The 14,544-nt window shown below is 47.2% G+C and carries 19 protein-coding genes; all 19 read right to left on the bottom strand.

Annotated elements, in window-relative coordinates; genetic code table 11:
* Window positions 1–214 precede the first annotated feature (214 nt).
* The 19 genes from CCS02_RS22300 to CCS02_RS17290 all read right to left on the bottom strand — a co-directional run bounded on the left by CCS02_RS22300 (window position 215) and on the right by CCS02_RS17290 (window position 14,541).
* Window positions 215–1,717 carry a RelA/SpoT domain-containing protein gene (locus CCS02_RS22300; RefSeq protein ID WP_198515412.1) on the bottom strand — a complete coding sequence of 501 codons (1,503 nt, stop codon included), beginning with the start codon at window positions 1,715–1,717 and terminating at the stop codon, window positions 215–217.
* Window positions 1,718–1,806: 89 nt separating this feature from the next.
* Window positions 1,807–2,739, bottom strand: coding sequence for a DUF6414 family protein (locus tag CCS02_RS17370; protein WP_442919328.1), 933 nt, complete (start codon window positions 2,737–2,739; stop codon window positions 1,807–1,809).
* Complete coding sequence (locus CCS02_RS22505) at window positions 2,736–2,861, bottom strand: hypothetical protein (protein ID WP_269800433.1); 126 nt, start codon at window positions 2,859–2,861, stop codon at window positions 2,736–2,738. The genes CCS02_RS17370 and CCS02_RS22505 overlap by 4 nt, the downstream gene beginning before the upstream one ends.
* The gene (locus CCS02_RS17365) at window positions 2,858–3,262 is read right to left on the bottom strand and encodes a hypothetical protein (protein WP_100637285.1); all 405 of its coding nucleotides are present in this window, start codon (window positions 3,260–3,262) and stop codon (window positions 2,858–2,860) included. Before CCS02_RS17365 ends, CCS02_RS22505 begins: the two co-directional genes overlap by 4 nt.
* 83 nt (window positions 3,263–3,345) lie before the next feature.
* Entirely contained in the window at window positions 3,346–6,156 is a 2,811-nt protein-coding gene (locus CCS02_RS17360) for a phage tail tape measure protein (protein WP_100637284.1), read from the bottom strand.
* 131 nt (window positions 6,157–6,287) lie between these two features.
* Window positions 6,288–6,851, bottom strand: coding sequence for a phage tail assembly protein (locus CCS02_RS17355; protein WP_100637283.1), 564 nt, complete (start codon window positions 6,849–6,851; stop codon window positions 6,288–6,290).
* Between the two features lie 94 nt (window positions 6,852–6,945).
* Window positions 6,946–7,452: a phage major tail tube protein gene (locus CCS02_RS17350; protein WP_100637282.1), complete on the bottom strand. Its 507-nt coding sequence runs from the start codon at window positions 7,450–7,452 to the stop codon at window positions 6,946–6,948.
* A complete protein-coding gene (locus tag CCS02_RS17345; RefSeq protein WP_100637281.1) occupies window positions 7,452–8,621 on the bottom strand; it encodes a phage tail protein in 1,170 nt (389 codons plus the stop codon). The genes CCS02_RS17350 and CCS02_RS17345 overlap by 1 nt, the downstream gene beginning before the upstream one ends.
* A complete protein-coding gene (locus CCS02_RS17340) occupies window positions 8,621–8,812 on the bottom strand; it encodes a hypothetical protein (protein ID WP_100637280.1) in 192 nt (63 codons plus the stop codon). Before CCS02_RS17340 ends, CCS02_RS17345 begins: the two co-directional genes overlap by 1 nt.
* A 69-nt stretch (window positions 8,813–8,881) precedes the next feature.
* Window positions 8,882–9,169: a hypothetical protein gene (locus tag CCS02_RS17335; RefSeq protein ID WP_100637279.1), complete on the bottom strand. Its 288-nt coding sequence runs from the start codon at window positions 9,167–9,169 to the stop codon at window positions 8,882–8,884.
* 15 nt (window positions 9,170–9,184) lie between these two features.
* A complete protein-coding gene (locus CCS02_RS17330; RefSeq protein ID WP_100637278.1) occupies window positions 9,185–10,000 on the bottom strand; it encodes a hypothetical protein in 816 nt (271 codons plus the stop codon).
* Window positions 10,001–10,011: 11 nt separating this feature from the next.
* On the bottom strand, window positions 10,012–10,542 hold the full coding sequence (locus CCS02_RS17325; RefSeq protein WP_100637277.1) for a phage tail protein: 531 nt from the start codon (window positions 10,540–10,542) through the stop codon (window positions 10,012–10,014).
* 10 nt (window positions 10,543–10,552) lie between these two features.
* Window positions 10,553–11,317 carry a phage tail protein I gene (locus CCS02_RS17320; protein WP_157808011.1) on the bottom strand — a complete coding sequence of 255 codons (765 nt, stop codon included), beginning with the start codon at window positions 11,315–11,317 and terminating at the stop codon, window positions 10,553–10,555.
* Window positions 11,277–12,278, bottom strand: a complete 1,002-nt coding sequence (locus CCS02_RS17315) for a baseplate J/gp47 family protein (protein ID WP_100637275.1) — start codon at window positions 12,276–12,278, stop codon at window positions 11,277–11,279. Before CCS02_RS17315 ends, CCS02_RS17320 begins: the two co-directional genes overlap by 41 nt.
* Complete coding sequence (locus tag CCS02_RS17310) at window positions 12,250–12,609, bottom strand: phage baseplate protein (protein ID WP_100637274.1); 360 nt, start codon at window positions 12,607–12,609, stop codon at window positions 12,250–12,252. The genes CCS02_RS17315 and CCS02_RS17310 overlap by 29 nt, the downstream gene beginning before the upstream one ends.
* A gap of 21 nt (window positions 12,610–12,630) precedes the next feature.
* On the bottom strand, window positions 12,631–12,828 hold the full coding sequence (locus CCS02_RS17305; protein WP_100637273.1) for a hypothetical protein: 198 nt from the start codon (window positions 12,826–12,828) through the stop codon (window positions 12,631–12,633).
* Window position 12,829: 1 nt separating this feature from the next.
* A complete protein-coding gene (locus CCS02_RS17300; protein ID WP_100637272.1) occupies window positions 12,830–13,447 on the bottom strand; it encodes a phage baseplate assembly protein V in 618 nt (205 codons plus the stop codon).
* Window positions 13,447–13,971, bottom strand: a complete 525-nt coding sequence (locus CCS02_RS17295) for a hypothetical protein (RefSeq protein ID WP_100637271.1) — start codon at window positions 13,969–13,971, stop codon at window positions 13,447–13,449. Before CCS02_RS17295 ends, CCS02_RS17300 begins: the two co-directional genes overlap by 1 nt.
* A complete protein-coding gene (locus CCS02_RS17290; protein ID WP_100637270.1) occupies window positions 13,972–14,541 on the bottom strand; it encodes a hypothetical protein in 570 nt (189 codons plus the stop codon).
* Window positions 14,542–14,544: the final 3 nt, after the last annotated feature.

Raw genomic sequence — 14,544 nt, 5'->3', positions numbered from 1 at the left:
AAAAACACGCTCTGCGTGTTTTAGGCCGCTGTGTAAAACGGGGTTCGAATCCCGGCACTGGATTTTGCCAGTGCAAGGAGAATGTTAGATCAAGATGCGTGTGGGGTCAATGAGGAAGATTTCGAACGCCTTGCTAAGTGACAATAAAATAGCTGGCTAAAATTAGCTGGGAACGAGTAAAAGCCAACTATTTATTGTCCGTTTAAGCAACTTGTTAGTTTTCAGTGTCTGAGCTTCCCTCCTCATTGGAACTTGGTTTAGATATTAGTTTTTTATCGGTTTTAGTCGCGGTTTTAGTCGCGGTTTTAGTCGCGGTTTTAGTCGCGGTTTTAGTCGCGGTTTTAGTCGCGGTTTTAGTCGCGGTTTTGGCAGCGGTTTTACTCGCGGTTTTAGCAGCTAAATTTCCACCTGAAATATAAGATTGCTTTGCTGCAAGTTTAGCGGCTGAATTATTAATTAAATCATCAGCTTTAAGTTCAGCGATTCTGGCGGTTAAATTTCCACCTGAAATAGCAGCATTCATTGCCGCGAATTTTACGATTGAATTACCACTTAAAATATCATCATTCATTGCCGCGAATTTTGCGATTGAATTACCACGTAAAATATTATCATGCATTGCCGCGAATTTAGCGACTGAATTACCACCTAAAATATCATCATGCATTGCAGCGAATTTAGTCGCTGAATTTACATTTATATTATTTCCACCTATTTTCTTTGCCAATTCAACCAAACGTTCTGTAGCGGAAATGCTGCTTTCATTATATGCTCGAGTTTGAGAGTTAGCTCTTAGCTTTCTGATCTCACTGCTTAGCTCATTCACCTTACTATCTTTAGCTTTACTCTTATCTTTTTCATTAGATAATTCAGATGCTAGCTCTTCTATCTTTGAAAGATGAAGTTCTTGCTCTCTATTAATCTCATCTATCTTTGAAAGATGAAGTTCTTGCTCTCTATTAATCTCAACAATCTTAAGTTCTTGAAAGGCAATTTCTGATGTTAAATTCTTAACAAATGATCCCATCTCATCAGCACTTCCTGCCATACGATTGAAAATAGTTAAAAAATAAGATATTAATTCATTATTTGAAAAGTTTGGATAACGTATTTTATGATCAATTTCACTCCAGCCTTCTTCAAAAATTGTTCTGACTTGAATTTCAGAAATCACTTTTTTTATAGTAGGTTGTGTAGATATAACATAATGAATGGAACGATAACCTGCGGGATGATTTTTAACTTCACAAGAGTTTGATTTATAACTTTCAACAATTTCACCTTCATCACCAGAACGAACATATGCTACAGGAGCCTCTTCAGTTTTCCAATGTGCTAAAATATGCTCTTGAATATCCATCCATTCGTATTTAAATAGATGAAGAACTCTTACGCCAATTAGATCTGTTATTATTTCTGTATAGTTTTCAGTATTTATTGTTAAATATTTTTTACTTTCTAGAACACGCTTTCGGACAATCTTTTCAATTAAATGTGCGGGATCTTTTACCCTCCACCTTACAGAGTGTACCTGAGGACATTTTTGTAAAATCTTAGCTAAATAGCTGGCTGCGTCATCTAAGCTTGTGACTTTAGCTTCATGATCCAATGCTATAGCCTTAAGCTCATCAAATTCTATTGCAGCTTTCTCCCAATCCTCAGAAGAAATTCGGTTATTTACTAAAAAATGTTCTAATGATAAGTCAGCAATACTCAAAATCATCTCCCCTGAAAACTGATACCTAGTTAAGTAAGCTGTTTGGTGTCAAATAAAAAACTAATCTGTTTTTCATCTGATACAAGATTCTAAATTTGAATTTCTGTATATAGAGCGATGGGGTCAACTACGACTTCATTCTCACCCACACCGCTTAGTTCATGATCAATATTAGAAAATGCGTCTATCAATTCCATGATTCCTGATCTAACATCATTAAATCCATTCGCAAAAAGCCCTTCAGAGCTTTTCTTATCTTCGGTGGACTTCTTTTGAGTCATAATACCAAAAAGAACAAACTCAACTTCCGTTTTTCTACCATATTTTTTGACAATTAAACCTTCAGCCTCTCTTAAACATTCACGTTTTAAGATTGAAGAAAACAATTGTTCTCCAGAATAAACTTGAACTTCAAAATCATCTTGGTAAGCAAATGATACAAGATCACTAACCGCATCGACCATCTTTTGACTTGGAAGCCCTGGCATCAGAGCCTTTTTTATATTTTTTATATCTATTGATTTCTTTAGTCCATCAACTATTTGTCTTTTATTTTTTGTCGTATTTGTTGAATTTGCCAACTCAATTTGACTTTCGACCTCTTCTATGTGAGATACAGCCTGCGTATAAGTAATTGAGTCTGTTAAACTTTCGAATTTAGAGAAAAATTCTGTGAAATAGGCTATATCATTGATAATAGCTCTACCCTTAACCTTGATAAAACTCATTTTCTCAAAGTCTTCTGGGTTAACAGAAGGTAAATAGACCTTATTATCGGATAATAATTTATCTTCAAACTCAGTATAGGCAAAATCATGAAGTGATATTTTTTCGGTCTGAGAGGCTCCGTTAGTCATAGCCTTTTTAATAGATCGACCAGAGCCCAAAGGGCCATTTTGATGTTCATCTTCAGACTTATCAGAATGCGTTTCATTTAAAATGTATTCTTTTACACCAGAAAAAATTTGAGAAGAAAGAGAGTACATTTTCTCTTCGTCCAAATAAATAAAATTCCTTATCACTTATCTTTTCTCCCCATAAACTCTTTATAATATTTATTTCTGGTTGAAATCATCGACCAAACAAAAACAGCAATACCTAGCACTGAAACTAAAGCAGTAATAGCTACTATTAATGATGTCATGCTACACCTCTTTTTAAAGATAACTCAGCATTACGCGTATAAAAAACTGAAAAACTTAACAAAAACGAAACAACGCATAATACATAAACGCATTTTTGAATCACATCTATGTCGACCGATGCAGTATTTAGTGTTAGTGCGAATAGCAAACCATAAACAACTAAAAAAAGTACCGACATTCCGTTTTGAAAGGTTTTCCACCTCCCGCCAATTCCATTTAAATGCTCAATTTCATTTATATTAGCGATGTGTAACACGAGGCCAAAAACAATAAAATCTGAAGGAGCAACCGGATCAATAGTGCCATTTTTTGTAACTAACCACACAAGCAGCCTACAAAAAACGGGGATCAACCCTATCAATACAGTATAAACGAACCACTTAAAAAAGCGTGTATCCATGATCACTTTCCTTAATCTTACGCTGTATCAATATATTCTCTGACGAAGAAGACTATCAGAACTGACTAAAAACTTACACTACCTTAACTCCCTCTCTTATCTGTCAAGCTCCCATCAGTTCTTGTGGCCACGTCCATGTTGCCCATCATGCCTTGTGCAAATTCGGCTTTAAGTCTTTCTATCACTTGGTCGCTGACTTGTTGGTCATAGCTTGGATTGCCTGTCGGTGTTAGGTGGATGGTTGGCGCAAAGGTCATGCTTTTGTTGTTGTTTTGTAGCTGTTGGCTTTGCTTTGCGATGGCTTCTGGGGCGGGTTGGTCTGTTTTGTCGTCTTCAAACCATCCGCCTATTTTGCCGCCGATCCATTCGCCCAAAGAGCCACCGCCCATGCCGCCTGCGATGGAGCCGACGATGCCACCAATGGCGGTGCCGATTATGGGCACGACGGAACCAATGGCGGCACCGGCTAAGCCGCCCGCCGCCGCGCCACCCAAGCCCCCTGCCATGTCGCCTGCGGTGGCGCCTATTTCGGTGCTGTTGCCTTGGGATATGGCGGAGGCAAGGCCTGCGCCTTGTAGGGCGATGTCTAGCGGTCTGAACAGTTTGCCTGCGCCTTTGAGCACGCCGCCAGCCATGCCGCCCATGGGCAGCATGGAAGACAATCCGCCAGCGGCGCCCGCTAGGTCTGCCCCTGCCATGGCCAACTCTCCAATATTGGAAACACCCGCATTGGCTGCCCCTGAGAACATGGACAAGGCCGCGCCGCTGCCGAGTAAGCCAGCGAGTCGACCGTATTTACCAAGACGAAAGCGTCCGCTTAGTCGGGATGGTCTTGTGGGTGTGGCGCGTTGTGTTGTACGGCCTTGTAGGTAGTCTTTTTTGCGTCGTTTGCGTTCCTCTTTGCTAAGTCGTTCGCCACCGTAGGACGTGGGGCTTTGTCGTGCGCCTGCGCCGAGTCCGTTTAGTTTGCGGTTGAGTCGGTCTAGGGAGCGGGATGCTCGGTTGGCGCTTTGTGTGGTTTGGTCGGTGGAGTTGGTGAGTTTGGTTTTGCCAAGGTTGAAGCGATCGCGTCCGTTGCCAAGGGTGAGTTTGGCAAGTTTAAAGGCGATGGCACCGGCTTTTACGGCGGCTATCGCGGCGGCGACGCCCATTAAGCCTGTGGCCAGTTCCGGGTTGGCTTCGGCAAAGTCGGCCACGCCATCCACGGCAGACATCAGCGGTGGCAAGACAGCATCGAGCACGGGCAAGAGCCTATCACCAAGGATGATGGTCATGCGGTCGAATTTGGCCCCGAGTTGACCAAGCATGTGTCCACGGGTGGCGGCGCGGTTGGCGTATTCGTCGTTGACGCTGTTGGCTCGGTCGGCTTGGTTGGCCACTTTGGCAAAGGCAGAAACGAGGCCGTTTTTGTCGTCGTCCAGTGTGGTGACGAGTTTGGCGACGGCGCCTTTTACCTCTTCCCCAAAGAGTTGGGAAATCACCGCGCCTCGGTCTGTGGCGTTGACGTCTTGTAGGCCGCGCATGACTTCCACAAGGGTGCCTTGGGCGTCTTGCTGCATCATTTCCGCGAGTTCTTCGGCATCAAAGCCGATACGCCCCATGGCGTCTTTTTGTGCGCCTGTGGCCGCGTAGCCTGCGGTGAGTCGTCCTGTGATGTTTTTCAGCGCAGTTGAAGCCACCTCTTCCGTTGCGCCGCCTGCGATGAGGCTGGCAGACAGGGCGGCGGTTTGGTTGTAGCTTAGCCCTGCGCCCATGGCGGTGGAGCCTTGGCGCACCATGACGGCGGCAATGTCCTTTGCCTTGGCGTTCATGTTGTTGCTTAGGTAGTTGGTGCTGTCTGCCAGGTCTAGGGCGTTCTTTTGGGTTAGCCCCATGGCGGCGCGGAATGTCGCGAGGGTGGAACCGGCTTCTTCTGCGGATACGTCCCACGCGACACTCATTTTGGTGGCAGCTTCGGCAAACTGTAAAAGCTGGTCTTTTTCGATGCCCGATTGCCCTGCGGCGGTGACGATGTCGGCGATGCCTTCTTGCTGTACGCCAAGGCGGCCAGCGAGTTTCATCATGTCGGTGCGGTATTGGGCTTCTTCTTTTTTGTCGGAAAAGTCGACGACCTTTTTTACATCGGCAAAGGTGCTTTCGTATTCAACGGCGCGTTTACCCGCCATGATGAGTGGCGCGGTTTTCACCGCTAGGCCGACCGCTTGCCCGACCAGTTCGCCTTTTTGGGCGTTACGATCGGCAATGCGCCCTTTTAGGGTTTGGATCTTTTTTAGCTTGGCTTGCTGGCGGTCTAGGGCTTGGCTGGCTTGGTCGGTTTGTCGGGCTAGTTTTAGTTCTTGGGCACCGAGTGAGTTTACCTTTACGCCTGCGGCGCTCATGTCTTTGCGTAAGCCACCTAGTTCACGGGCTTGTTTGCTGTAGGACGTTTTGAGTTGGTTCGACGCCACTTCGGCATTTTTGACGGCGGCTTTTTCTTTTTTGTAGCTTTGCTCGGCGGCTTTTTTGGCTTTGGTGAGTTCTTGCACCTTGGCGGTGGCGGCTTTGACTTGTTGCGATTGTGCGCCATAGGCTTGGGCGGCATCCAGTACCGCTCGTTCTGCTTTGGCGAGTTCGGCTGTGTGTTGCTTTACCGTGGCTTGGGCGCTTTGCTCGCTCTGTTTTAGGCGGTTGGTTTCTTGATTCGCCTTAGACAGCGCGGTTTTGGTGTCTTCTAGCTGGGTGTTTAGGGTTTTGAAACGGGCGATGGTTTTTTGCTGGTCGCCTAGGGTTTTTAGTTTGCTGTTGGTTTGTTCGACTTGGCTTTCTAGTTTGCCAGCGGTCTGCATGGCGTTGTTGAAGGGTTTGCTGAATTTGTCGACCGCTGACAGGGCGATGGATATTTTTTTGTCGGCCATGGCTTACCCCTTTTTAATACCCAGTTTGGCGGCGGCTAGGTGGTAGCGGCGCATGGCTTCGTCAATGCGCCAGTTTAGTATTTCAGACGGTGGAACGTGGTAAACCAGCGGGATGACGTCGGTTAGGACTTCTACGTCTTTGGGCGAAAGTAGTCCGCCGGTTTTTCCAAAAAATCGATTAGGCGCTCCTGTAGCTGGTTCCAGTCGGGCAGGCTGAGGCGTTCTAGTTCGTTTTTGGTAAAGCCTGTACAGCTTGAGCTAATGAAAATGGTGCGTTCCCATTCGTCTTCGTGGGTGTCCATTAAATCCGTGGTGGCAACGGTGGGCGGACGAAGTTTGTAGCTGGTTTTTTGTTGGCCATCGTCCCCTTGAATGGGGATCAGCAACGCGGGGGCGGCTTTGTCGAACTCGCCTTCAATTAGCTGGCTGGCGGTGGCGTTCATCAGTTCCAGCGTGTGGTTTTGAATGCTGGTGTAGTCGGGTGTGACTAGGGTTTTGAGTTCTTTTTCTGTGAGCCCCGTGCTTTCGCTAATACAAGCGCGAAGTAGCTTGGTGTCGGTCTTGTTGGCTTTGTGCTTCTCAGACAATTCACGGTGTTGCCCCATGGTGATGGTATGGATGGTGACGGTTTGGATTGGCTCGCTTTTGTCGCTTTCGATGGGCCAGACGAGTGGGTGTTTTTTGGGTTCAAACATAAGGATTCTCTTTTCAAATTCGTAAAAAAAGCCCGCTCGTTTGATGGAGCGGGCAAAGGGGCTTCAAGCTTTTTTGACGGTTAAGGGTTAAGGGTTAAGGCAAGCCGACGTTGCGACGGTGTACTTCTAAAATATCGCCTTGGCCAAGGTTAAGGATTTGCGCGTTGCGGTCGATCTCGAAGATGGTTTTGCCGTATTCCATTTTTTTGTAGGCGCTGACGGCCATTTCCATTTCGTTGTCGGGCAGCTCGCCCATTTTGCTTGGCGATTCGGTGATGCTGGTGATCTCGCCTGTCAGACTGTATTGAATGGCGAATTTGTTGCCGTCTTCGTCTTGGTGCGATTCGTTGACGTTGACCTGGCATACGTCACCGGAGATCAAGCCAAAGGCTGACAGTAGCAATTGATCTGCGCCTTTGATTTTGAACTTGGCGGTGAGCTTTTCTAGACCAACCATGATTTCACCGGGGATGAAGGAACCGCCGCGGGTTTCTTGCATGGTTTTCTTCACTTCAGGCGGGGTGAACTCGTCGAGTTCTTTGACTAACGGGTAGCCGTTAATCAGCGCCATTCGGGTAATGCGGGTACGTTGTCCGGCCATTATAGGACTCCTTCTAGGAACGATTCGACGATGCCAACGTCTTCAATTAGGTGGTACACCATGTGTTCGTTTGGCGCGTAACCGTGGTATTTGATGGCAATGTGCCATTCGCCGTTGGTGTAGTTTTCGACGTTGTTGAGCGTTGGGTGCAGGTAAACTTGCGCGCCCATGATGGTTTCGTCGGCTTGCAGAGATTTGAGCCAGAAGTTGAGCTTTTCAATCTCTTGGTTCATGAAGGATTCGCTCATGTTGCGCGCCATGGCTCGCTGGGCGGTTTTCGCCAGTTTGCGGATGATGGCGTATTCCAAGCCCACTTGAGAGACGAATCGACCCATGACGCAACGGTTGCCAATAAGCGAGAAGCCGCCCATGCTGGTTCGAGCAAAGTACGAGATGCCGAAGCGGTTCATCAGGTCGCCGTTGGTGGCTTTGTCCATGATGTTGTAGTCGATGGTTCGCGCTGTGCCTTGGATCAATGCGCCCATGCCGCCTTTCGCTGGGCTTTCCCATGGTTTTACTCGCGCAAAACAAGACAAGGCAATGGCCGCGCCAGAGAAGTAGACGTTGCCTTTCGCGGCTTGGCTGTAAACGGAAACGAACGGATCGACCACATAGAATGCGTCGTAGCCTGTGCCTTCGCCACCGAGGGACTTGGAATAGTCGATGGCGGCGTTGTCGTTGGTGTTGGGGCCATCGCCAACAGGAATCGCGTAAAGGCGTTTGCCCATGGCGGCGAGTGCATCGGCCACGGGTTTGGTATTGAAGCCCGGTGCGGCAATGTGGGTCGGCACTTCTTGGCAATCGCTTAAGGCTTGGATGCCGGTTCGTTGGCCTGTGGCAGGATCGATTTTACCTATTACCTTGTTGATGGTGTCGGCTGTATCTGTACCCTCTTCCACGATAACGACGTAAACCGGCACGGAAACAATGCGGAGCAGCTCGTAACAAGTACGGTAAAGCGTGCCGCGTTCGGTGCCTGCCATGTCTAGCTTGGCCACTGCGGCCATGTTGGCAATGCGGATGGGGGTGTTTTTGGCGTAGCTTTGGTGGGCGTCTGGTGCGGTGCCGACGACACCGACCACTACGCTGCCAAGTGGCCCCATTGGCGGCGGCGCGGAGTGAGTTTCGACGCTGATTCCGTTGTGGGTAAAGGATGCAATCTCTGGCATTAGGCCTCTCCTTTTGGTTTAGCGGTTGTTGTCGCAAGGGCGACTTTGTTGCTAAGGATTAAGTATTCTGCCTCGCAAGGAAGCAACTCGACCGTGGCGCCTTTTTCATGCCAATGCTTGTGATTTGGGCATTGGTAAGGCGAGAGAACGGTGTAAGTTTGCCGAGGATTAGGCGGCTGTTTCGTGGTCATGGGCTTTCTCCAGACGTAAAAAAACCGCTTTCGCGGCTTGGGGATGGTGGGATCTTTAATTAGGAATTGTTATTCGGTTGGTAAGGGAAAGCGCTCTTTGATTGCCTCAACCGCTACCAATGCAGCAGCTCTTGCTTCTTCCGCACCTTCAATATCGCCAGCAGCATCTTTTCGAAGGGCTTCGAGAAACAATTTATCAGACTCAGCAGCGTAAGACTTCTCACGATTAGAAAGTACAACAAGATCCTTTGCTGCATCTATTTCATCTTGCGGAACACCCGCATTAAGAAGTTCCGACTCTGAAAACCCTACAAAATTAGAACCTGCGTACAACATATTTAAACGAATATCACTCATACATACACCAATCAATCAATAAGTAAGAATCAAGCCAGCATTTGCAGAATCTATATTTAACGCTCGACGCGCCGGATTATAAATTGCCATATCACCAGAAAGGGTCGTTGAATAAAGACTAATAAACATCATCCCACCCAAAACCACATCACAAAGAACGAAGTTTGTCTCAGTGCTTTGCGACAAGTTAAAACGCATGAAACTTGCACTACCAAAAGTCGAACCGAATCCACTATCACCAACGTGAAAATTCAATCGACATAACGACTTTAAAGCGGGCGACTTATTCACTAGATAAGTCCCGTAAAAACCACCAAACAATGCCGCGCCGCCGCACATATTAACTAAATTTTCACCAGACCTATTCTCATGAACCTCAATTGTCAAAGAATGCGGATTGCCTATTTTTAGCGACCCACCTGAACGCGTAGTAAAAACCCCACCCTGCATAAATCGCAGAGTAACATTAGAGCCCCCATAAACCCCTATCATCACATTTCGTGAACCCAAATCATGATGACTAACAACATCATAAACATTGCTATCACTCCCATCACTAGCAGAACCCAAATAAATTCTAGCCGCCGCGCCCTCTGGAATAATAGATATCGCCTTCGCTATAGTAGCCAACGGACTAGATGAACTACCTGTATTGCCATCATTACCGCTAGCTGAGACATAAATATTTAGACTCAAAAACGAATTAATAACAGCAGACGTCTCACCCAATAAACCTTCAACCTTCTTGTCAATTTCTCCAATTTTACCCGCTACTGTTTCAGTCATCTTATTGACCGACTCGACAAGTGCTGCTGTATCTTGTGTACTCATAAAGGTTTCCTTTAGTTAAGTTTTTTTTCCAAATCCAACAATCGAAACTCTTGCAGGATTTGTCGGTGCATAGTCTGTACTTGGGCCGTTGCCATTTTTGTGAACTCATCGTCGATCAATATATTTAGGTTTTCCGTTCCGACAACTACGGTCACTGTGTCACTTGGTAATGCGCTCAAATCCAATGTGATCGGTTGGATGCAATGACCATTTTTGGCTTTGTAGTTGAGCGTGGTATTGGGTGCGGAAATAACACCCAATAAGGTGCCTGTCTCTAACCAAAAACCCAGCTCTTTGATTGGGTATTCCTGCGGGCCGCTGAATTTAGCCACGGCTTGTAATTGGCCAGCTCCGGTGTCTTTGTATTCACCGAACTCAACACGCTGAATTTCATTCACTAAAGTGGTTTGATCTGGATTTGGGGTATAGGCTCGGTCACCCGCTGAGACCCATTTCAAGCGGGCCTCTATGCCCTTTCCTTTTGCACTAATGCATTCATTTAACCCCTTGCGGGTAATGACTAAACTAAGGCTGTCACTCATTTTATGTACCTTAAATAATGGCTTTGGCGTTAACTGGTGAAAGGGTAAAGCTGTAATGATCCGCTAGTGCTGTGATACCTAACCGACCATAACTTTTGACCACGGGAATGATGGCTTGAAGGTTAAGGGGCTGAATGGTCACCGCTGGCGGAATGGCTGCGGCGATGGATAACGACACGCTAGCTTTCGGCATTGGCCAAAGGTTGGCGTCTGCCTCTGCCTCTTTTACATTGATTGATGGTGCTCGCGCTCCGGCCAACCCTAAACTTGTTTCCACTCCGAACATCAAGGAAAGTTCAATAGTGTCACGTTCTGATTTTGTATCTTCTATGTAGGCTATGAGCTTCTTAGCATTGGCTACATTTACGGGCTTGTTACCTTTTTCCCACGCAACGATGTCTAAACTATACGGCTCTGTTTTTGGTACTTGTTGGTACCAAGACTTTATCTCGCTCAAAAATTCGAACGATTTTAAAGCCAGCGCCAGACCCGCTTTGGTGCCGCTCAACTGCCGAACTTTCCAAGCATTCCCTGCTAAATTCCGTTTAACCTGCTCTGTATCTTCCGTGTCCCAGATCGGCACTTGTTTTTCAGCCGCCAGCGTCGAAATCGCCTCATTTCGGGTTTTCTGTGCATCCAGTAGTTCAGGGTATGGATGATCAATTGAGTACAGGGCTTCGCTTAAGGCGAGTTCTAAAGCACGTTCTAATGGGCTGCGGTTATCGGGTAAAACACTATAGGTTTTCAGTGTTGACGGTAATTTTGACTGACTCAAGGTAAGGCGCCTCGTTGAATTGGCAACGCAAGGGTTGAGTGGGTTGCAGTATGTCGCCTCGATGAGCGCCGGTTGTTTTTAAAAGCACGCTGTACAACATAGACAGCTCGATACTGCCGCCCAATCTGTGCTGTTGCTCTGCATACTCTCGAACGGCTTTTTCTGCAGCGGCTTTTACCACATCAGCATCTGGGCCCGTTCGGATATACAGCACGGCATCACACGACCAAGATTTTATCGTTGGGGCTTTGACTGTGAGTAAGTCCGTCTCTTGGGCGATGTCGTCCCGCTGCATGTATTGCTGTGTTGCCGCAATCAATGCCTCAGCAGGGACACCATTATTTGTATGAGCCAAGATGAAGCAATCCACTTTCCCTGGTGCAACGCGTCTGGCTTGGGCGTCTTTGGTTTGCCCTGCCATTTCGTGTGGATCGAATTCATATGTCACCACAACTTTGCTTTGAGTTGGGCTTTCGACCGTGACTTTCGGGCGTCCGCCTAACGTCATAGCGTTAAATCGATAACCCGATCGAGTGCCTGTGGTGGCCAATGCATAAGCCGCTAGATAATAACGAGTCAGCAAAGCCTCGTTGCTTTCGACCGTTGGCGGCACTGGGGGAAAAGCGTTCGGGTCACCTTCATCTACTATTTGCCGCTCTACTCCTAGTTGGCTGGCGATAAGATCGACCATTTTGTCGTCGGTCGCGTACATGCCAAACATCTGCAAGGCTTGGGCGTTCATTTGCCTAAATTGGCTTTGCAGAATGACGGTAAAAGCCTGAGTAAATTTGGTTAATAACTCGGCTTCGTTTTCAAAGGTTTCTGTTACGCCTGCTACGTCATCCGGTGCATTTTCTGCCAAATACGCCAGCACGCTTTGTTTAACCGTTTTGAATAGATCATCGAAATTCGGTGTGGTGATGATCTCTGGTTTAGGCAGTGGATTTTGATGGGGAAACATCTAACGGCACCTCAAATTTAATAGTCTGTCCATTCCACTTACCTTCAAAATACAAGGCGAGTCCGTTAGTTAATCGCTTGGCAACACAGCGAGAAGGCACAAAATCAGTTAGGCCATTGATTGGCTCGTAAAAGGCGGCAATGGCGGCGGCTTGCAGACGAATAAGCATGCTGTCTGTCATGTTCGCGCCCATGTATTGACGAACCTCACTACCAAAGGTTGGGCGTTTGGCTCGACCTACTTTTGGCGTGGTCATGACTTGAATAATGCGGCTGACAAGTTGATCAAAGCCTTCAATTCTTCGGCCTGTTTTACGGTCGATGCCTATCATTTAGGTCACCTGCTCTTGTTGTTAAGTGACTTTATAGGTACCTGCAGAAGAGCCACCTTCTACTGGTACTTCTGCATTTTGAGTGATGTGGTTCACAATGCCTTCCGCAAACGCCAACCACCATTCATGCCCCGCTGCTTTGCCTGCTAGCGGCTGAAAACCATGGGCTTGCATAGCGGCTTCTATGTCTTTAGCGAGCAATTCAGCATCTAACGCCATATCATTTCCCCGCTGTCACTGTTGATGAACAATCCGCATGAGGCAAACCTGTGATCATGCATTTGTGAGCACCGGTTACGACGCCCATGCCTTTGTTAAGCTTGATCATGCTGCCATCTACCGTGACTTCACCGCCTGCTTTAACCTTGGCTGTTTTGTCGACATTAACGACCACATCGCCTTTCACCTCGACTTTGAGAAGGTGATTTTTCGCATGATAGGAAACGAGCGAACCATCTGGATAACAGCGGACAATCTCGTTAGGGTCGTTACTCGGTGCAGGGAAGTTATCGCTAAACAACCCAATCAGCGCGACGGTTTGGGTGCCGTTGTTACCAGCGCCGTAGTTAAGTAATACTGCCTGTTCGCCTACGGATGGGCATCGATAATCTGAGGTCTCGCCAGCGGCGTAAGCAAACCAACGGATAAAAGGCGTTTTAAGTTCCCCGTGCTGAACTTTGATCAAGTTGCCCGATTCGTGAACGGCAATGACACGACCAAGGCGAATGATGCTTTGTAGTCGTCGTCTTAGGTCTTCAGTTTCTTCGCTTAGCTCTTCGATTCTATCGAGATACGGCTGCAACATATCCCGAACCATGGCTTCAATCAGTTGACGCATTAGAGGCTCCGGTATTCGTTCTGGTCGTTTTCATCGGTTGGGTTTGTCGCAATGCGAATGCCGCTTTTAACGGCTTCAGGTTGCCAAGTGGATTTACCGAGATAGAGCTTTTGCTCCCAATTCACCACCCACGAATCAAAACCGCCAAGGGTGTCTTTTCGGAAGTTGCCAGGGTACGCATCAATGTTAAAGGGCTTTTCTAAGACTGAACCTGTTAGCCAAATACCCTTTTCATATACAAACTGAGACACTGCCACGGCAAATTCTTGGAGTTCCATTTGTAGGTTTGGCACTTCTCGCCCCAACACACAATGAATGGCAAATTGCGCCACGACAGGGTAACGACCATCACCTACGTCTGGCGCTTTGGGAAGCTCTTCAATGTTTAGCAGACAAGCTGGGGCGAGAGACTCAAGATTTTCGCTTGGGTCGTAGCTATCGATGGTGACTTTAGGGAAACGCACTTTCAGGGCGTCGATGATGGCTTGGTGTACATTGCTTAAATTGATATTGGTGTTTGCCACTCATTGCCCCTCGACGTTCATAGCAAAGTTAATCTCTTGCTGTAATATTTGATGAAAGCGCGCCTCGGCTCGCACGTGATAGCGTTCTATGATTGGTTGGGCGATGTTCTCGATAGGAAAACGTTCTTCTTCGATGGGCAGTTCGGTCCATTGTCCATCGGCTCGTTTGGAACGCTTACCGCCTGAGTCATACTTGCGTTTGAATACACCGCTGTGGCCGTTTTTCATGGTGGCGATAAAGGCGCCAATAAAGTGATGCTTGCCGACTCTGACGCCAATGTCCGTTTGCTTTGGTTTGCCCAAGGCACTCACGGCGATTGGCGCTAAACCAAACCAGACGTTCACCGTGCGCTTGCCGTTTTTGATGTAAAAGGTTTTGTAATACCGCGCTGCTAATACTCGCTGAGGCACAGACAAGGCCACACCTAGCTCTCGTTTGGTTTGGGTTTCTAACCAGCGTGCCACTTTCTTAAGTGTCCGTGTCACGGCTTTTTGCAGTTGACGAACAGAGAGTTCTAATTGTTCTTCCAGCTCGGCAACACCTTCCCCTAGGTCTATTTGTAGGTTCATGAA

Source organism: Marinomonas sp. ef1 (assembly GCF_002806845.1).
GTDB lineage: Bacteria > Pseudomonadota > Gammaproteobacteria > Pseudomonadales > Marinomonadaceae > Marinomonas > Marinomonas polaris.
This window is presented reverse-complemented; position numbering and strand designations above follow the sequence as displayed.